We start from the raw sequence: 19196 nt of genomic DNA, 5'->3' as shown, positions 1-19196 counted from the left end.
CGCTCTTGCGCCCTCAGGGCGCTCGCATTCGATCTCGTTCCGGGGCTCGCGCTGCGCGCGCCCCGGAATAACGGAGGGGGGAGAACCGGTCTTCGGATGAAGGTCGGGCAGCGGCGGACTTGCAAGCCCGGTGCGAACATGTTGGATGAAACCGTTCCCTTTCTGGTGGCCCGCGCGACCCCGATGCCCAGCCTGTTCCGCTTCCTGACCGTGATCGCCGTGATCGTCGGCGTGGTCTATGGCGCGATCTATGCGCTTGCCAATTTCGTCACCCCGAAGCCGCGCGAGATGACGGTGACGATCCCCCCGGACAAGTTCCAGAAGAAATGATCCGGATGGCTGCAGCGAACCGAAAAGCCACAGGGCATTGATTAAGACTTTTACGATTGTCTGAGGTGGCCCGGCGCCGTGATATCGGCCAGATTTGAGGCCACCGCTCGACGTGCCGGCGCGAACTCCTGGTCCTGATTCGATCGCCTCCGACGCAGCGGATTTCACGACATGAAGGTCAAGGCCTCGGACGCCCGACTGATGAGCCTGTTCCTCGACATGATGGCCGCCGAACAGGGTGCCGGCCAGAATACGCTGGACGCCTATCGCCGCGACCTCACCGATCTGTCCGAGTTTCTCGCTGGCAAGGCGAACAGCTTCACCACCGCCGACACCCAGGCGCTGCGCGACTATCTCGCCGATCTCGACACCAGAGGCTTCAAATCGTCCAGCGTGGCGCGGCGGCTGTCGGCGATGCGGCATCTGTTCCGCTTCCTGCTCAGCGAGCACATCCGCAGCGACGACCCCGCCGCCATCCTGTCCGGCCCCAAACGCGGCCGTCCTTTGCCCAAGGTGCTCTCGATCGGCGACGTCGACCGGATGCTGACCCGCGCCAAGGAGCTGACCGAGACCGCCGATGCGTCGCCGGCGCAACGGCTGCGGGCGCTGCGCCTGTACTGCCTGCTCGAAGTGCTCTACGCGACCGGCCTGCGTGTCTCCGAACTGGTGGCGCTGCCGCGCACGGCGGCGCGCCATGACGCCCGCATGATCGTGGTGCGCGGCAAAGGCAACAAGGAACGGCTGGTGCCGCTGAACCAGGCCTCGCGCCAGGCCATGGCGGATTATCTGGCGGCGCTGGATGCGCTGAAGCCAGAGAAGAAGGCCAGCGCCACCTTCGGCAAATGGCTGTTTCCCTCGTTCGGTGAGAGCGGCCATCTGACCCGGCAGCACTTCGCGCGCGACCTCAAGGAGCTTGCGGTGGTAAGCGGCCTGCCGGCCCGGCTCGTATCGCCACACGTGCTGCGCCACGCCTTTGCCAGCCATTTGCTGCACAATGGCGCCGACTTGCGCATCGTCCAGACCCTGCTCGGCCATACCGACATCTCGACCACCCAGATCTACACCCATGTGGTCGAGGAGCGGCTCAAGAGCCTGGTGCGCGACCTGCACCCGCTCGCCGAGACCTGACCCGCCCCACACAATCCCGAAACCAAATCCTTGGGCGCGGCGCGCGGCCCGCTTGACTTCGCGCCCGTCTGCCCCGAAAGAGCGCCATCCTGCCCGCGATCCTGGCATGAGGCCTGGCCGCGGCGCACCGATCGCACCCTAAGCTCCTGAGGACATTGATCTTCAGGTCCGAAGGCCGAACCGATTTCGTCTCCCAGCGCTCTTCCTTCAGCTCTTCCATGCCGGATCCCATGCGCAGCTACCTCGATTTCGAAAAGCCCGTCGCCGAGCTCGATTCCAAGGTCGATGAACTCCGGGCGATGGCCGCCGCCGGCACCGATATCGGCGAGGAGGTCAGCCGGATCGAGGAGAAGGCTGGCCAGGCGCTGGCCGATCTCTATGCCAACCTGACGCCATGGCAGAAGACCATGGTCGCGCGCCACCCGCAGCGGCCGCACTTCACCGACTTCGTCAACGGCCTGATCACCGAGTTCACGCCGCTGGCCGGTGACCGCAAATTCGGCGAGGACGCCGCGCTGCTGGGCGGCTTCGGCCGCTTCCGCGGCGAGCCGATCTGCGTGATGGGCCAGGAAAAGGGCGCCACCACCGAATCCCGCCTCAAACACAATTTCGGCATGGCCCGCCCGGAGGGCTACCGCAAGGCCGTCCGGCTGATGGAGATGGCCGAGCGCTTCGGCATCCCCGTGCTGTCGCTGGTCGATTCCGCCGGCGCCTATCCGGGGATCGGCGCCGAGGAGCGCGGCCAGGCCGAGGCCATCGCCCGCTCCACCGACGCCTGCCTGTCGCTTGGCGTCCCCAACGTGGCGATCATCACCGGCGAGGGCATGTCGGGCGGCGCCATCGCGCTGACCACCGCCAACCGGGTGCTGATGCTGGAGCACGCGATCTACAGTGTGATCTCGCCGGAAGCCGCCTCCTCGATCCTCTGGCGCGACGGCACCAAGGCCCAGGAAGCGGCCAACAGCATGAAGATCACCGCCCAGGACATGCTGCGCTTCGGCGTGGTCGACACCATTCTGAAGGAGCCGGTCGGCGGTGCCCATCGCGACCCCGCCGCGATGATCGCGGCGACCGGAGAGGCCATCGCCCAGGCCTTCGACGAGCTGAAGGGCCTCGACGCCGATGCCATCCGCAAGCAGCGCCGGCAGAAGTTCATCGACATCGGGCGCAAGCTGAGCTGAGCCCGGAGCGGCCCTGCCGAGGGCCCATTCAGGGCAGATCCCGCTCGCGGTTTTGTGAGTCTTTCCAGCCGTTTGGCCGTATTTCGGCCCCGCCGTCGGCGTCTGATGTTTAGAACTTGTTGACCACAAGGGCCAGGGCGCGTCGGCACCGCTGCACCGCGGGTTGCGGCGCTTCGGAGCAACGGATACAATTTTAATCATTGGTTTGACGGTGGCATGACGCATGGTCGATCCGGGATCCATCCAGCTTCCCGGCCGATCGATCGAGACGAAACTGGGGGTATTGCGGCATGCTGGGTTTGCGGGGAGCTTCGCTTTGATCAACCGCGCTTTCGTCCGGGTTCTGATGACCTCGGCGGCGTTGGCCGCCGGTGCGCTGCTGACCGGTTGCAACAGCGATCAGGTCGCACTCGCCACCAGTGCCAAGGCCAATCAGCCGGTGCCGCCCAAGCTGGTGGCAGCCATCGCCGAGAAGGACATGGATACGCAGTCGCCGATCCTGGTGCGCGTGTTCAAGCAGGAGGCCGAACTCGAGGTCTGGAAGCAGGACCGCTCCGGCAAGTTCGCGCTGCTCAAGACCTATCCGATCTGCCGCTGGTCGGGCGATCTCGGCCCGAAGGTGCGCGAGGGTGACCGCCAGGCGCCGGAGGGCTTCTACTCGATCAATCCGAGCCAGATGAACCCGCAATCGGCCTATTATCTCTCGTTCAACACCGGCTATCCGAACGCGTTCGACAAGGCGCTGGGCCGCACGGGCTCGCAGCTGATGGTGCATGGCGACTGCTCCTCGCGCGGCTGCTTCGCGATGACCGACGAGCAGATCGCCGAGATCTATGCGCTGGGACGTGAGTCCTTCTTCGGCGGCCAGCGCGCCTTCCAGTTCCAGGCCTATCCGTTCCGGATGACGCCGGTGAACATGGCCCGGCATCGCAACAACCCGAACATGCCGTTCTGGCGCATGATCAAGGAAGGCTACGACGCCTTCGAGGTCACCCGCCAGGAGCCGAAGGTCGACTTCTGCGAGAAGAAATACGTGTTTAATGCCCAGAAGCCGCCCGGCGCCACGCATGATCCGGTGTTCGACGCCGCCGCGAAGTGCCCGGCCTATGTCGTGCCCGACGAGATCACGACGGCCGTGCGCGAGAAGCAGCAGGCCGACGAGGCCGAGTATGCCAAACTCGTCGCGAAGGGCACGCCGGTGGCCAAGCTCAACACCGGCATCGACGGCGGCATGAATCCGATCTTCGCCGCGCGCGTGCCGGGCGCATCGACGGGCCTGTCGGTTCCCGGCGAGGCACCAGGGCTGTCGCTCGCGAACTTCACGCCGGCGCCGGGCACCATCCCGGGTCATGTCAATCCGCCGCGTGCGCCCACCGAGGACGAGGTCGCCGCTGCCCCAGCCGACTCCGCACCGACCGCGGCGACACCCCCCTCGACCCGGGTAGCCACCGTCAGCGCGCCCGACAAGCCAAGCTTCATGTCGAACCTCGCCCGCAAGGTCGGCATTGGCGGGAACGCGGCGGCCGACACGACCGCGACGGCGAAGCCGGCCGAGAGCAAGACCGCCGAGGTCAAGCCCGCCGAGAGCAAGCCGGCGCCGAAGCCGGTCGCCGCCAAGCCGGCCGAGACCAAGCAGGCCGCCGCACGGCCGCCGTACAAGCCCGCCGCCGGCGACGCGCCGGCGACGACCGCCTCGGCGTCCACCCAGACCGCGCTGGTCTCCGGCGCCACGCCGGTGCTGCCGTCGAACTCGTTCGACAGCCGCTTCGCCGGATTCAAGTAGGCCGGAGCTCGCCGGCCGCCTGCTCGCTGCCACCATATCCGGCGGCGGGCGCCGTGCCCCGCCCTTGTCCGACAATGACGGCTGATGGCCGACCTCCACCCTCCCCTGGAGGGGGAGGGTCGCCTCGCGGAGAGCGAAGCGAAACGTGAGGCGGGGCGGGGTGATCCCCCCACGCGCACCGGCGTCCGCGGAGGGGTCACCCCACCCCGCTCGCCCGCTTCGCGTGCGATCGACCCTCCCCCTCCAACGGAGGGCGGGCAGCGCAGTCCTGGCGCCATTGTCGCAAATCGTCTCGAGCTGCATGCGGGAGATGTGCGCCTGCGTTCTCGCAGCGCGTTTCGCGTCCGAGGGATTCGATTCATTGATCTGACCCTCGCCGAAGCGAGGGCGCAGGGAAGGCCGGGCCTCGACTGAGGCCCGTGGCCCGCCTGCGGAAGAAAATGCAGGCGGCAGTTACCACAGGTCCAGCCGGAACGACCCGGCCCTCCCTGCGCGATGGTTTGAACGGCTGCTTCGCGATCTCCCCGGTGCGCCGGGCTTGTTGGCCACCGTCATCTGCAGGACGCGCGTCCAGCGCATCACCGCACACTTGACCTCAGCTTCGGGAGGCCAGGACCACGCGACTTGACCGGTCGGGCCGGTGTTGTTCGTCGGCGCGATCAAGTCACGCTGCAAACCGGCCCGCCCACCACATCCCGCACTCCACGCTTCGTGACGACCGCGCAGCGCCCCTCGTCGATGAGGCGGGACAACCGAGAGAAGACCACAGGATTCCGAAAAAGCGAAGCACAATATTTTTACCGATGCGACTGGACAGCCCAAATCAGCCAGATCGCGCAGGCAAAATCAGTTTTTGTTGGCGCAGGGCGTTTCATCGCGGCGAGGCACGGACACCTCTGCCGCGTGCGGGACGCAGGACCGAGTCGCCCGACGGGCACGCCCTTGATACGCGGACCTATCGGCGAGACGATGCCGGCATGACATCCTCGAGCGACAGTTCGAAACGCTGCGGCGATTGCACGCTATGCTGCAAGGTCATGGAGATCGAGCAGCTCGCGAAACCCGCACAGGCCTGGTGCCCGTACTGCCGACCGCGGCAAGGCTGCACGATCTATCAGGATCGGCCCACCGAATGTCGCGATTTCAGTTGTCTGTGGCTGGTGAATGATCTGCTCGACAAGGCCTGGCAGCCGAACAAGGCCAGATTCGTGCTGACGACGTCGGAGGACGGCATCGAGGTCCGCTGTGACCCCGGTGTTCCTGACGCTTGGCGACGTGCCCCTTACCACGCCGAGATCCGTCAATGGGCCGTCTCCGGCGAACAGCACGACGTCACCGTGGTCGTCATCATCGGCCGCCGCGTGATGCTGATCACGCCCGAGCGGGACTTCGATCTCGGCGAGGTCGCTCCCGACGAGCGCATCGTGCGCGAACTCGAAGGCACGCGCGTCGTCGATGCACGCGTTGTGAAAATCGACACGCCCGCCAAAGCGTAACACGCGATGAGTTGCTGCTGATCCTGGGATGCCGCGTTCCCACTCGGGCTCACCAGGTTGACGGCAGACGCCATCATGCAATATATGAAGTTACATGAGGCCCAACAGCCAGTTGTCCGGCATCCTGCACGTCCTGCTCCACATGGCGGAGCATGACGGCCCAGTCACGTCCGAGGCCCTCGCAGCGATGATGCAGACCAATCCGGTCGTGATCCGGAGGATCATGGCCGGCCTCCGGGACAGCGGCTATGTGCGCTCCGAGAAAGGCCATGGCGGCGGCTGGACGCTCGCCTGCGATCTGGCGGCCGTCACCCTGCGCGACGTCTACGATTCACTCGGCCGTCCATTGCTGTTCGCCATCGGACATCGGAGCGAGAAGCCCGACTGCCTGGTCGAGCAGGCCGTCAATGCCGCGCTCGACACCTCCATCCAGGCGGCTGAGGCCCTGCTGCTGGCCCGTCTCGGCGCCATCACGCTGGCAGCGCTGAGCGCCGATTTCCACAACCGCTTCGAACGACGAAAGCGGCCTCGCAAGGGAGACGTTTGTCATGCCGGCTGACATTGCCGACGGCGCCCAGCAGTTCATCCGCGCATTTTCCGATCCCGAATTCGTCGCGCGCTACACGGATGGACCGCGCCGCTTCGTGCCCGGCCTCGACGGGCTGCACCGGATGACGGCGGTCCTGCTGGCCGAGCGTGCGCCCGAACGTGCAAGGGTGCTCGTGCTGGGCGCGGGCGGCGGCCTCGAGCTCAACGCATTGGCCGAAGCGCACCCATCCTGGACCTTCGTCGGTGTCGATCCGGCGCCGCAGATGCTGCGACTCGCCGAACGCACGCTCGGCGCGCGGATGAGCCGGGTCGAACTGATCGAGGGCACCATCGACGATGCGCCGACCGGCCCGTTCGACGGGGCGACATGCCTGCTGACGCTGCATTTTCTGGCAGCGCCGGACCGTTTGCGGACCGTCCGCGCCGTGCATGACCGGCTCCATGCCGGAGCACCGTTCGTGGTCGCCCATGGCTGCCTGCCCAGGGAGCCGGTCGAGAGGTCGCTGTGGCTGGATCGTTACGCAGCCTATGCCGTGGCATCCGGCACAGAGCCCGAGCGGGCCAGGACGATGCGCACGACCGTCGATGCCAGCGTCAACATGCTCAGCCCGGAGGAGGATGGCGCCATCCTGCGTGACGGCGGCTTTCGCGATGCCCGTATATTCTTCGCCGCGCTGAATTGGCACGGCTGGATCGCCCACGCCTGAACCGCAGCAGCTGCGTCATCGCACTGATGACCACTGAACGATCGCGCGATGCAGCCTGCTCATGAGTTGCCTGTCATGCCCGGCGTGCCGCCATCGTCCACATAGCCTCCCTTGGCCTCGCCTTGGCGGCTCCCGAAGGCGTGGATGGCACGCGTGCGGGAGATTTCGGAGGACCGAGCCCTGCCGCCTCAGAGCCTGCGTGACGCTCCTCACGGAGCGCAAGCGCAAGCTCTGCGACAACTCGGCCGTCACCCGCGGTGAGGTGACGTCAAACCGAGGGAGAACAACAATGAGCCTATTCGGCGATATCGGACACGCTCTGGGGTCGGCGGTTAAGGGTGTGGCGCATGTGGCGTCGGACGTCGGTCATGCGGTTGGTCACGCCGCCTCCGGGGTGGTGCATACCGTGGAGCATGCGGCGAGCGGCGTCGCGCATGAGGTCGGCCATCTCGGCGGGTCGGTGATCCACACCATCGGCAAGGTCACGCATGCGGTGGGCGACGCGGCGTCGAGCGCGGTCCATACCGTCGGGCATGTCGCCGGCGACGTCGGGCATGCCGTGAGCGATGTGGCGCACGGCATCGGCCATCTCGGCAGCGAAGCCATCCATACCGTCGGCGGCGTGGTCCACGCGGTCGAGCATGCCGGCGCCGCGGTCGGCGGCGGCATCATTCACACGGTTCAGGACGTCGTCTCGACCGCCGGGCATGTGGCCGGCGATATCGTCAACACCGGCGCCCATGTGATCGGCGACGTCGGCTCCGGCCTCAACCATCTTGCCCATGGCGATATCGGCGGAGTTCTCCACGACGTCGCGCATATCGGCAGCGATATCGTCAATGGCGGCGTCAAGGTCGGTGGCGATCTCGCGCATGGTGTGATCGCCACGGCGGGTGATGCCATCCACGGCGCCGTCGGTCTCGGACACGCCGGGCTCGAAGCGGCCGGCGCGATCAGTCACGGCGCGCTCGACATGGCCGGCACCATCGTCGACACCGCCGGCCATGTCGGCGCCGACGCGCTGCATCTGGCCGGCGACGTGGTCAAGGGCGGCCTCGACGTCGGAACGTCGCTGGGTCACGGTGCGCTCGGCGCGGTCTCAGGCGCGGGTCACCTCGTCGGCGGACCGCTCGGTCACATCATCTCGGACGTCGCACACACCGCCGATACGCTCGGCTCAGGCCTCACGAACGGCATCAGCCACGCGGTCGGCGCGGGCGTGTCGGGCGTGCTGAATGCCGCCGGTGACCTGTCGCAATCGATCGGACACCAGGCGGCCGCCATCAGCCACGATCTCGGCGCGCTGGCCAGCGACCTCAGCCACGGCAATGCGCATGCGGCGCTCAACGACCTGTTCAAGCTCGCCGGTGACGTGCTCGCCAGCCATGATGGCGGCCACAGCGGCGGCCATGAGAGCGGTCATGGCGGGTTCTGGGACCAGATCGCGCAGGCGATCCACCATGCCAGCGACAACGCCCACGGCGGCAACGCGAATTCCGGCGTGTTCCACCTGCCGCTGCACGGCGACGGCTCGTCGCACCACCCGATCATCGCCGACGGCTTCGGCGACCATGGGATTGGCGATCACGGTCATGGCGATCATGGCCACGCGGGCAACACCGGCGTCGTTCCGCCGCACTTCGACATCGGCCACGCCGGTGGCGCACACGACGCCCCGCACCACGACTTCAGCCACGTCGCTCACATGGACGACTCGCATCACTTCACGCTGCATGGCTGAGATGGGCGAGAAACGCAAAACCCGCGGTGACCATCACCGCGGGTTCTCTGTTGCCTCAGGGATGCGTGATGCTAGCGCACGGTGGCCGGCTGGGCGATCGCCGGTGGCGCCACGGAGGCCTGCGCGCGATCATGCGGCAGATGATCGTTCATCGCCGACAATGCACAGAGCGCCAGGGAGCCCCACACCGCGGCACTGAAATACAGCGACATCCAGGCGATCTCTTCCCTCCAGTGCTCGATGTCGTGGGTGACGGTCCAGCGCGTCGCGGAATCGCGCAGGCCGACCAGCGGGTGCAGCAGCGGCGTGCCGGCGGCGCGCTCGATCCGCCAGCGCTTCACATACATCGGCACATCGACAACGACGAGGAAGGCGAGATAGCAGGCGATGCCGACGAGGCCGGCGATCAAGAGCCAGCGTACCAGGCCGTCGAACTCCGGCAACAGCCGGCCGAGCCCGATGCCGACGAACAGGAAGGCGACGGCCCACAGCGAGTTCTCGATCGCATTGTAGAGGAAGTTCTTGGTGACGACCGCGTACCAGGAGCAGATCTCGGCGACGACGATGATCGGCACGATGACACCAGCCATGTTGACCGCGGTCTCGGCATCGGCGATCGCGCCGAGCTGCGCCAGAATGATGGCCCATTGCGCCGCGAAGGCGATCTCGGCGATGGTCGCGACGCTGCGGCCGACGAACACGCTCGACAGCCAGCTGTCGACAAGACAGATCCGCTGCACGTCGGCGCGCGGCAGCACCGAGCGGAAGGCGCAGCCGAACACATAGGCAGCCGACAGCGCCAGCATCGAGCCCGTCTCGGACGTCTGGCCGACGGCAACGCTGCCGCCATGGAGCTGGCGGTAGAGGATGAACCAGAACACGATGTTGGCGATGCTGACCATGGTCAGCATCGCCCACCACAGGGCGACCGGGTTCGACAGGGCTCGCGACTGCGCACGCATCCGGCACTCCAATTTTCATGTGAACGACATTCGACCGTAGTAATTCTGTCATGCAACGGCAACCCGTCCCGGTCCCGGGGGTGCGCAAAAGGCCGTGTGCGGGGAAGGGCTCCGGCGGAGCGAGAAGCATCGTCGCACCCGTTCCGGGGCTCATGGCTCGAGACGCGCCGCGTGCTTGTACATTCCATCGCGGCCCGCTGGCGGGCGCGGCGCTCCTCACCATGAGGGTCCGCAGCCGCCTCAACCTCCTCGCCGCGCATTCACCCCTCATCCTGAGGAGACTGCCGGAGGCGGTCGTCTCGAAGGATGGCCGCAATAGCGGTCCCCGAGCGCAACAAGGAACTTCCGCCTTGCCGCGCCGTTCATGACGCGACTGCGGCGTTGCGCCGCGCTTTCGTCATCCTCAGCCTGGAGAAGCGCATGGCCGCGGCCCGCGACCTGCAGCGCGCACCGCTGCTGACCTTCACTGCCGCCGTCGTCGGCCTGATGGGCCTTGCTCTGCTTGCCGGCGGCGCCTGGCTCGCGGCGATCGGCGGCTCACTTTATTACGTCATCGCAGGCGCCGCCCTGCTCGGCACCGCGTGGCTGCTGTGGCAGCGGCGCGCCGCGGCGTTGTGGCTGTATGCGGCGCTGCTGCTGGGCACGATGATCTGGGCGATCTCTGAGGTCGGGCTGGATTTCTGGTCGCTGGCCCCGCGCGGCGACGTGCTGGCGCCGCTCGGCGTCTGGCTGCTGCTGCCGTTCATCACCGCGCATCTGGTCGGCGACATGCGCTCCGCGCGCTGGGGTTTGGTCACGGTGCTCGCGGTCGCCGTGGTCGTGCTCGGCGCCGCGCTCCGCGGCGATCGTTTTGGGGTCAATGGCGCTTTGCCGCAGGCTGCAGAGGCCACGGCCGGCACCGACACCGCGCCGGCCGAGGCGAAAGCCGACTGGACCGCCTATGGCGCCAGCAATTTCGGCACCCGGTTCTCGAGCCTGAAGCAGATCACCGCGGACAACGTGAAGAACCTCCAGCTCGCCTGGGAATTCCAGACCGGCGACCACAAGGGCCCCGACGATCCTGACGAGTTCACCAACGAGGTCACGCCGCTGAAGGTCGGCGATCTGCTCTATACCTGCTCGCCGCACCAGATCGTGTTCGCGCTGGACGCCGCCACCGGCAGACTGCGCTGGAGATTCGATCCCAAGATCGAGCACCACAAGAACTTCCAGCACATCACCTGCCGCGGCGTCGCCTATCACGAGACCAGGCCGGGCGCGGTCGATATCGCGGGCGCCGCGGCGCCGGCCGAATGCGCCAGACGCATCTTCCTGCCGACCAATGACGGACGGCTGTTCGCGCTCGATGCCGACAGCGGCAAGCCGTGCGAGGGTTTCGGCGACCACGGCCAGATCGACCTCAAGGCCGGCAACGAGATCACCACACTCGGCTTCTATGAGGGCACCTCGCCGCCGGTGGTCACCGACAAGGTGGTGATCATGGCGGGCGCGGTGATCGACAACTACTCCAACAAGGTGCCGTCGGGCGCGATCCGCGGCTTCGACGTCTACACGGGCAAACTGCTGTGGGCGTTCGATCCCGGCAATCCCGATCCGAACGAGATGCCGTCGGCGACGCATCATTTCACGCCGGGTTCGCCGAATGGCTGGAGCGTCGGCGCCGCCGACGAGGCGCTCGGCCTGGTCTACATCCCGCTCGGCTCGAGCTCGCCGGACATCTGGGCCGGCAACCGCAGCACCGAGAATGAGCGCTATGATTCCGCGCTCGTCGCGCTCGACATCGCCACTGGTAAATTGCGCTGGTCGTTCCAGAACGTGCATCACGATCTCTGGGACATGGACATGCCGTCGCAGCCGAGCCTGGTCGACATGCCCGGCAAGGACGGCGTGGTGCCTGCGATCTACGTACCCGCCAAGACCGGCAACATCTTCGTGCTCGATCGCCGCGACGGCCATCTGTTGGTGCCCGCGCCGGAGAAGCCGGTGCCGCAAGGTGCCGCGCCCGGCGACCGGCTGTCACCGACGCAGCCGTTCTCCGAGCTGAGCTTCCGGCCGCGCCAGCAGCTGACCGGCGCGCAGATGTGGGGCGCGACGATGTTCGATCAGTTGGCCTGCCGCATCAAGTTCAAGCGGCTGCGCTACGAGGGACCGTTCACGCCGCCCTCCGAGCAGGGCACGCTGGTCTATCCCGGCGATTTCGGCATGTTCGAATGGGGCGGCATCGCCATCGATCCCGTCCGCAAGATCGCGGTCGCCAATCCGCAATCGATCCCGTTCGTGTCGCGGCTGGTGCCGCGCGGCAAGGATAATCCGGCGGCGCCTGACGCAGCGCATCCGCCGGGCACCGAACTCGGCGTGCAGCCGATGTACGGCACGCCCTACGGCGTCGAGCTCGGCATCTTCCTGTCGCCGCTCGGCATCCCCTGCATGGCGCCGCCCTGGGGCAGCCTCGCCGCGATCGACCTGAAGACCAACCAGATCGTCTGGCAGCACCGCGTCGGCACCATTCGCGACCAGGCGCCGCTGCCGCTGCCATTCAAGCTCGGCGTGCCGATGCTCGGCGGCCCGATTTTGACTGCGGGCGGCGTGGCCTTCCTGACCGGCACGATGGACGACTACATCCGCGCCTTCGACATCAAGGACGGCCGCCTGCTATGGCAGGACCGGCTGCCCGCGGGCGGACAGTCCACGCCCATGACCTATGAGGCCGGCGGCAGGCAGTACATCGTGACCGTGGATGGCGGCCACGGATCGTTCGGCACCAAGCTCGGCGATTATGTCCGCGCCTACGCGCTTTCGGGCAACGTCGCCAGCCGCTGAAGCGGGTTCCAGCTGCGTTCAGAATGACGTGCCAAATTGTTGGTTTCGTCATGATGTCCCGGGTTCCCGCGCGTAACCCGGACGGCCTTAAGCATCTGCTTTCGAAGCTCATGCATCAATCGAGGCTGTCGCAGCCGGTCGGGTTGACGCTTCGGTAACCGCGATGTCCATCGCACAAAACCCGTCCTGCCGCGATGCGTAGCTCGCCTGCATGAGGGTTCATTGCCGATGCTGACGATCCTGTCCTGCCTGCCTGCCGATCACGATCTGCGTTGTGTCGCCGCCGCGCTGCTGGTCTGCGGGCTCGGCTCCATTCTGTCGATGCGGCTGCTCGCCCGCGTACGCCGCAACACCGGCCTTCGCCGCTTTCACCTGTTGTTCCTGGCCGGCCTCGTCGCCGGCGGCACGGTGTGGACCACGCATTTCGCCGCCATCCTCGGTTACGAGGCGCCGGGGCATCGCTCTTTCGAGGCAGGGCTCACCTTCGCCTCGCTCGGCCTCGCCGTCGTGTTTTCCCTGCTGGGCTTCTTCATCACCACGCGCACGCAGCGCGGGCTGCTGATCGAGGCCGGTGGCGCGGTGTTCGGCTTCGGCATTGCCGCGATGCACTACACCGGCATGAGCGCGCTCAATCTCGATGGCATCAGAACCTGGCACGCGCCGGCGATCTGGCTCTCGCTCGTGCTGGCGATGGGCTTCGGCGCCGTCGCCGCCAACCGCATCGCGCGCCCTGTGACGCGCTTCTGCAAATATGGCGGCTCGCTGGCGATGGCGCTCGCGATCCTCAGTCTGCATTTCACCGGCATGGCCGCGCTGAGCGTGGCGCCAACGGCCGGCCTCGACACCCCCGCGCAAGCGCTGCCGGACAGCATGCTGCTGATCAGCATCGTGACCGGCATCGGCCTGATCATGGCGATGGCGGCCTCGGCCTACATGATCGACATGCAGGCGGCGCAGGAGGCGGTGGAGGGCTATCGGCAGCTGGCGCTGCAGGATCCGCTGACCGGACTGCCCAACCGCAACGGTCTCGGCCACCGGCTGGCGCCGCTGCTGGCCACAGGCGACGAAACCGCCCAACTCGTCGTGCTCGCGATCGACCTCGACCGCTTCAAGGACATCAACGACGCGCATGGCCACGCCGCCGGCGACGCGGTGCTGAAGACCGTCGCCGAGCGCATCGCGGCGACCTTGCAGCGGGGTGAGTTTCTGGCACGCATCGGGGGCGATGAGTTCGTTGCGGTCAAGAGCGAGATCTTCGCGCGCACGGAAGCCGCGAAGTTCGCCGATCGGATTCGCAGCCTGGTGCTCGCGCCGGTCGATTGGGAGGAGCGCAGCCTCTCGGTCGGCTGCAGCATCGGCATCGCGCTGCATCCCGAGCACGGCCTCACATCGGACGAGCTGCTCACCCGCGCGGACCTGGCGATGTACCGCGCCAAGAGACTCGGCCAGGGCAAGATCTGCACCTATGAGCCGTCGATGGACGAAGCGAGCCGTCGTCGCGCCGAGCTCGCCATCGATCTGAAGCGCGCGCTGGTGCGCAACGAGTTCGAGCTGCACTACCAGGTGCAGAACGATACGCAGAGCGGCGAGATCATCGGTTTCGAGGCGCTGCTGCGCTGGAATCATCCGGTGAAAGGCCGCGTGCCGCCGAATGATTTCATCCCGATGGCCGAGCAGACCGGGCTGATCGTCGACATCGGCGACTGGGTGCTGCGCACCGCCTGCGCCACCGCGGCCAGCTGGAGCCAGCCGTTCAAGGTGGCCGTCAACGTCGCGCCGATGCAGCTCAATCACGACCTGCCGAAGCGTGTCGCCGAGGTGCTGCGCGAGACCGGCCTGGCGCCGGAGCGGCTCGAGATCGAGCTGACCGAGACCGGCATCATCGCCGACCGCCAGCACGCGCTGCAGGTGATGCAGGCGCTGAAGGCGATCGGCGTCACCGTGGCGATGGATGATTTCGGCACCGGCTATTCGTCGCTATCCACCCTCCAGGTGTTTCCGTTCGACAAGATCAAGGTCGACAAGAGCTTCATCCAGTCGGTCGAGACCAGCGTGCATGCCGCGGCGATCGTCAAGGCGACGTTGCTGCTCGGGCGCAGCCTCAACATCCCCGTGCTGGCCGAGGGCGTCGAGACCGAGCAGCATCTCGCCTTCCTGCGCGAGGAAGGCTGCAGCAGCGTTCAGGGCTTCCTGTTCGGCAAGCCGATGCCGCAGGAGGCGATCAGTCGGATGATCCGCGAGGTGCCGGTGCCACACGACACCGCGCAGCGAAGACCGGCCGCGAGCGCCGCAGCGTAGGCGCAGGCCAGAATCCCACCTTCCTCTTAGGCCGAACAAGCTGCCGCGATCTCCGTTCACCTCTCCCTTCGGGAGAGGTGAAGAGGGTGCCGCACGATTCGTGATCCACCGCGCGAGGTTGTTCAGAACGTGCGGATGATCCTGAAATCCAGCCCGTCGGCGGCGGCGAGGTGCATCGCCATGCCAGCGCGGCCCTGGCGGATGGCGACCTCGCCACGGGCACCGGAATAGACGATGTTGCGGCCGGCGGCGGCAAGCGGACGCAGCGACAACGAGCCGGCCCGCTCCGCAGCGGCCTTCAGGAAGCGCAGGCCTTCATAGTTCGACTGGCCGACCGAGCCGACCGGCGGCGCATCGACGCCGAACATCGCGGTGTACAGGCTCATAAACTCGTCATTGGCGCGCGAGCCGATGCAGTTGAAATAGCCCGAGGCGGAATACAGGTTCTCGGTGTTGTCGGCGCCGATGCCGAGCAGCACGGTCTCATCGACGGCGCCGGCCAGGCGCAGGGTGGACGCGGCGAGGCCGGACTCGCCGAAAGCGCGGTTGAAGGTGATGCTGTCGGTGCCGATCAACGAGATCAACACGACGTCGGGCCTGGCGGCGCGAATGCGCGCCAGATGTGCCTCGTGATCATCATGGCCGACCGGGACGAACTCCTCGCCGACGACATGGCCGCCGGCCTCGCTGATATAGGTCTTGGTCTGGAGGTGCGATTGCCACGGCCAGACATAGTCGCTCCCCGATCAGATACCAGCGCCTGGCGCCCTTGTTCTCCGCGAGCCAGTGAATGGCGGGGCGGGTCTGGCTGTGCGGCGTCTCGCCGATCGCCATCACCCCCGGCGTGCGTTCGCCGCCTTCATAGACCGGCGTGTAGACGTAGGGAATGCGGCCGCGGGTCAGCCGACGCAGCGCCAGCCTGACGGCGCTGATATGCGAGCCCATCACGACGTGAATATCGTCGAAGTCGAGCGCGTCCCTGGCACGCGCAGCCACGTCCTCGACCGGCCCGCCGGAGTCGTAGAACGATAATTCGATCTCGCGGCCGAGAATGCCGCCGCGGCGGTTGATCTCGGACACAGCAAGCAGCGCACTGTTGGTCGCCGCCGGCCCCCAGATGCCGGGCGAGCCGGAGAAGGTGAGAAAATTGCCGATGCGCAGCCGGCTACGCGCGCCGCGCCGCTCGGCGCGGTCGGGATCGAAGGGAGCGAGGAATGGAACGGCGCCCCGCCGGGGCGGGCTCCTGAACAGCAGGGATGGCGGCAGGCCGTGGCGCCCGGCCGTGACAGATCCTGTCGAGAGCACACCCACTCCTTGGCCCGCAACCGTGATTGGCCCGCTGTGGGCCGGCGGTCATACGCCGTCAAAATCAGCACAGGTTCGGCAAATATCCTATTCGAAAATGTTGAATGTTCAAGAATTGGGATGCATATAGATCGGGCAGCAACTGCCGGACAATCATTCAATTCGGGACCCGCAAGCGAAGTTCACCGTGGCCAAATCGCCCCATCCCAACACCCCCCTCACCGAACATCTCGCCTACCTGCTCGCGCAAGCCAACCGGGAGATCAACCGGCAGTTGGAGACGCGCCTGAGCACGGAGGGCGTGCCCGTCGAGCAGTGGCGCATCCTCAAGGTGCTCTCCGACGGCGAAGGGCATTCGATGGGCGATCTCGCCGAGGCGGTGCTGCTGAACCACCCGACCCTGACCAAGATGATCGACCGCATGGTGTCGGACTCGCTGGTCTACCGCCGCCAGGACGCCCATGACCGCCGCAAGGTGCTGATGTTTATCAGCGACCGCGGCAAGGCGCTGTGCAAGCGGCTGAACTCGCTCGCCGCCAGCCAGGAGGCGCATATCCTGGAGAATTACGGCGACAAGGCCACCGGCGAGCTGAAGCGGCTGCTGGAGAACTTGATCGACGCGGCGAGCTGACGACACGCTGCGTCGTCCCCCCTAGAAGGTCGACTCCAACCGTCCGTCATTGCGAGCGAAGCGAAGCAATCCAGGGCTCGGGCGGGATTCTGGATTGCTTCGCTTCGCTCGCAATGACGGCTGAATTTGCCGTGACGCTTTGCGCCGCACCACGGCCTTCACCCGCGGATCCCGCCTGCGGCAAATGTGTCGGCACGCCCGGCAACGCCGGGGATAGACGCAAGACGAATCCTCCCTCATCCTGCTCCATGACGATCGCGACGAATGGGCCACAGAGCCCGCGCGCGATCACCGGCTGGGCCATGTCTGGCCGGACGAGGACACGACACAGGGAGGACAGGCCATGACGGGCATTCATCTGCTCGATCGCGCCATCGGCAGCGATTATCCGACATTCGCCAGCACGGCTGACATTCGCGCCTTCGAGCAGACGCCGTACAGCGAACGCATCGCCGCACAAAGCACCTACGAGGCCCTCAAATGCGGGGCTTCCGCCAATCCTGACGCGCCGGCGATCCAGTTCCTGCAAAATGCCGATCCGGCCGACACGCCGGTGGTGATCACCTATCGCGACTTCATCGCGAAGGTGACGCAGGCGGCCAACATGTTTCATGCGCTCGGCGTCGGCCCCGATGACGTCGTCAGCTTCATGCTGCCCTTGGTGCCGGAGGCGTTCATCACGCTGTTCGGCGCCGAGGTCGCCGGCATCGCCAACCCGGTCAACCCGCTGCTGGAGCCGCACCAGATCGCCGAGATCCTGGATGCCGCCAAGACCAAGGTGCTGGTGGCGCTCGGCCCCCTGCCCGGCACCGACATCTGGCAGAAGGTCGAGAAGATCAGCGGCAGCCTCAAGCACCTCAAGGCGATCGTGCAGGTGTATGGCGGCGGCGGTGATCCGGCGAACGGCATCCACGCCTTCAACGACCTGATCAAGCCGCAGCCCGGGGATCGCCTGGTCAGCGGCAGGCAGATCAAGGCCAGCGACACCGCGGCCTATTTCCACACCGGCGGCACCACGGGCACGCCGAAGCTGGTGCGGCACAGCCATGGCAACCAGGTCTACCAGGCCTGGGGCATCAACCTGATCCTGAAGGCCAGGCCGGGCGGCACGCTGCTGTTCGGCATGCCGCTGTTTCACGTCGGCGGCTCGCTGACGCAAGCGCTGCAGACGCTCTCGGCCGGTGGCAGCCTCATCGTGCTCTCGGGCGCCGGCTGGCGCAATCCGAACGCGGTGCGCAACATCTGGGGCCTGGTCGCGCGCTACAGGCCGGAGACGCTGTCGAGCGTGCCGACGGTACTGGCGGCAACGCTCGCAGTGCCGCAGGGGACCGCCGACATTTCCAGCCTGCGCTATGCCGCGGGCGGCGGCTCGGCGATTCCGGTCGCCGTCGGACAGGCGATCATGGACAAGCTCAAGCTGCCGGTGGTCGAGGTCTACGGCATGACCGAGACCGCGAGCGTGCACACCATGGCCTATCCGGACCAGCCGATCCGGCTCGGCTCGGTCGGCCTGCCCTTGCCCTACGCGCAAGTGCGCATCGTCAAGCTCGATGCCGACGGGCGTTATGAGCGCGACTGCGCCGTGGACGAGATCGGCGTCGTCATCATGGCCGGCCCCGGCGTGTTCTCCGGCTATCTCGACGCCGCGCACAACAGGGGCGCTTTCGTCGACGGCCATTGGGTCAATTCCGGCGATCTCGGCCGGCTCGATGCCGACGGCTTCCTCTGGATCACCGGCCGTGCCAAGGACCTCGTCATCCGCGGCGGCCACAACATCGATCCCGCGCCGGTCGAGGAGATCCTGTTCCAGCATCCGGCCGTCGGCTTCGCCGCCGTGGTCGGCCAGCCCGACGCCTATGCCGGCGAACTGCCGATCGGCTACGTCCAGCTCAAGCCGGGCGCAAGCGTGCAGCCGGGCGAGCTGGAGGATTGGGTGCGCGCCCGCACGCCCGAACGCGCCGCGGTGCCGGTGCAGATCATCCCGATCGATCCAATGCCGGTGACCGGCGTCGGCAAGGTGTTCAAGCCGCAGCTGCGCTGGGACGCGGCGACGCGCGTATTCACAGGCGTATTGAAGCAGCTCACCGATCGCGGCATCGACTGCAGCGTGAAGGTCGGCGCCCATGGCAGCCATGGCAGCATCGCCACGGTGACGTTACGCAACGTGCCGGCGGAGAGCCGCGAGGCGATCGCGAACGAGGTGCACACCCTGCTCGCGCCGTTCGTGATCCGGCACGAGGTGGTGCAGGAGTGAACGACCTGGGT

Annotated in this window: 14 protein-coding genes and 1 pseudogene; 12 read left to right on the top strand and 3 right to left on the bottom strand. The window is 66.9% G+C overall.

The genetic code is table 11. The features are described from left to right. The first annotated feature begins 183 nt into the window (after nt 1-183). The 8 genes from ACVIJ6_RS12740 (at nt 184) to ACVIJ6_RS12705 (ending at nt 8915) form a co-directional block, all read left to right on the top strand. Nucleotides 184-330 carry a hypothetical protein gene (locus ACVIJ6_RS12740; protein ID WP_012047312.1) on the top strand — a complete coding sequence of 49 codons (147 nt, stop codon included), beginning with the start codon at nt 184-186 and terminating at the stop codon, nt 328-330. 171 nt (nt 331-501) lie between these two features. Beyond that, nucleotides 502-1458 carry a site-specific tyrosine recombinase XerD gene (gene xerD / locus ACVIJ6_RS12735; RefSeq protein WP_456773006.1) on the top strand — a complete coding sequence of 319 codons (957 nt, stop codon included), beginning with the start codon at nt 502-504 and terminating at the stop codon, nt 1456-1458. A gap of 218 nt (nt 1459-1676) precedes the next feature. Further along, nucleotides 1677-2639, top strand: coding sequence for an acetyl-CoA carboxylase carboxyltransferase subunit alpha (locus tag ACVIJ6_RS12730; RefSeq protein WP_012047314.1), 963 nt, complete (start codon nt 1677-1679; stop codon nt 2637-2639). Between the two features lie 316 nt (nt 2640-2955). Further along, a complete protein-coding gene (locus ACVIJ6_RS12725) occupies nt 2956-4422 on the top strand; it encodes a L,D-transpeptidase family protein (RefSeq protein WP_456773005.1) in 1467 nt (488 codons plus the stop codon). Between the two features lie 1037 nt (nt 4423-5459). Then, the gene (locus ACVIJ6_RS12720) at nt 5460-5918 is read left to right on the top strand and encodes a hypothetical protein (protein WP_456773004.1); all 459 of its coding nucleotides are present in this window, start codon (nt 5460-5462) and stop codon (nt 5916-5918) included. Nucleotides 5919-6012: 94 nt separating this feature from the next. Next, the gene (locus ACVIJ6_RS12715; RefSeq protein ID WP_456773003.1) at nt 6013-6477 is read left to right on the top strand and encodes an Rrf2 family transcriptional regulator; all 465 of its coding nucleotides are present in this window, start codon (nt 6013-6015) and stop codon (nt 6475-6477) included. Continuing rightward, complete coding sequence (locus tag ACVIJ6_RS12710; RefSeq protein ID WP_456773002.1) at nt 6467-7174, top strand: class I SAM-dependent methyltransferase; 708 nt, start codon at nt 6467-6469, stop codon at nt 7172-7174. The genes ACVIJ6_RS12715 and ACVIJ6_RS12710 overlap by 11 nt, the downstream gene beginning before the upstream one ends. 289 nt (nt 7175-7463) lie before the next feature. Beyond that, complete coding sequence (locus ACVIJ6_RS12705) at nt 7464-8915, top strand: hypothetical protein (protein WP_456773001.1); 1452 nt, start codon at nt 7464-7466, stop codon at nt 8913-8915. Between the two features lie 71 nt (nt 8916-8986). Here ACVIJ6_RS12705 and ACVIJ6_RS12700 read toward each other — a convergent pair whose 3' ends face one another. Beyond that, on the bottom strand, nt 8987-9877 hold the full coding sequence (locus ACVIJ6_RS12700) for a hypothetical protein (protein WP_456773000.1): 891 nt from the start codon (nt 9875-9877) through the stop codon (nt 8987-8989). 420 nt (nt 9878-10297) lie between these two features. Between ACVIJ6_RS12700 and ACVIJ6_RS12695 the strand changes: the two genes are divergently transcribed. Both ACVIJ6_RS12695 and ACVIJ6_RS12690 read left to right on the top strand, forming a co-directional pair. Next, entirely contained in the window at nt 10298-12697 is a 2400-nt protein-coding gene (locus ACVIJ6_RS12695; RefSeq protein WP_456772999.1) for a membrane-bound PQQ-dependent dehydrogenase, glucose/quinate/shikimate family, read from the top strand. 228 nt (nt 12698-12925) lie between these two features. Further along, entirely contained in the window at nt 12926-14995 is a 2070-nt protein-coding gene (locus ACVIJ6_RS12690; protein WP_456776970.1) for a putative bifunctional diguanylate cyclase/phosphodiesterase, read from the top strand. A gap of 122 nt (nt 14996-15117) precedes the next feature. On the opposite strand, the pseudogene ACVIJ6_RS12685 reads toward ACVIJ6_RS12690, so the two are convergent. Then, nucleotides 15118-16300 (bottom strand): annotated as a pseudogene (locus tag ACVIJ6_RS12685) (substrate-binding domain-containing protein). 187 nt (nt 16301-16487) lie between these two features. Between ACVIJ6_RS12685 and ACVIJ6_RS12680 the strand changes: the two are divergent. Next, complete coding sequence (locus ACVIJ6_RS12680) at nt 16488-16931, top strand: MarR family winged helix-turn-helix transcriptional regulator (RefSeq protein ID WP_012047322.1); 444 nt, start codon at nt 16488-16490, stop codon at nt 16929-16931. Nucleotides 16932-16977: 46 nt separating this feature from the next. On the opposite strand, the gene ACVIJ6_RS12675 is transcribed toward ACVIJ6_RS12680, so the two are convergent. Beyond that, the gene (locus ACVIJ6_RS12675; RefSeq protein ID WP_456772998.1) at nt 16978-17289 is read right to left on the bottom strand and encodes a hypothetical protein; all 312 of its coding nucleotides are present in this window, start codon (nt 17287-17289) and stop codon (nt 16978-16980) included. On the opposite strand from ACVIJ6_RS12675, the gene ACVIJ6_RS12670 reads away from it, so the two are divergent. Continuing rightward, a complete protein-coding gene (locus tag ACVIJ6_RS12670) occupies nt 17275-19185 on the top strand; it encodes an acyl-CoA synthetase (protein ID WP_456772997.1) in 1911 nt (636 codons plus the stop codon). The two genes, ACVIJ6_RS12675 and ACVIJ6_RS12670, sit on opposite strands and share 15 nt — an antisense overlap. The last annotated feature ends 11 nt before the right edge of the window (nt 19186-19196 follow it).

This window comes from Bradyrhizobium sp. USDA 4369, assembly GCF_054056435.1.
Note: the sequence above shows the minus strand (reverse complement) of the source record. Positions and strands in the feature narration are given on the sequence as shown.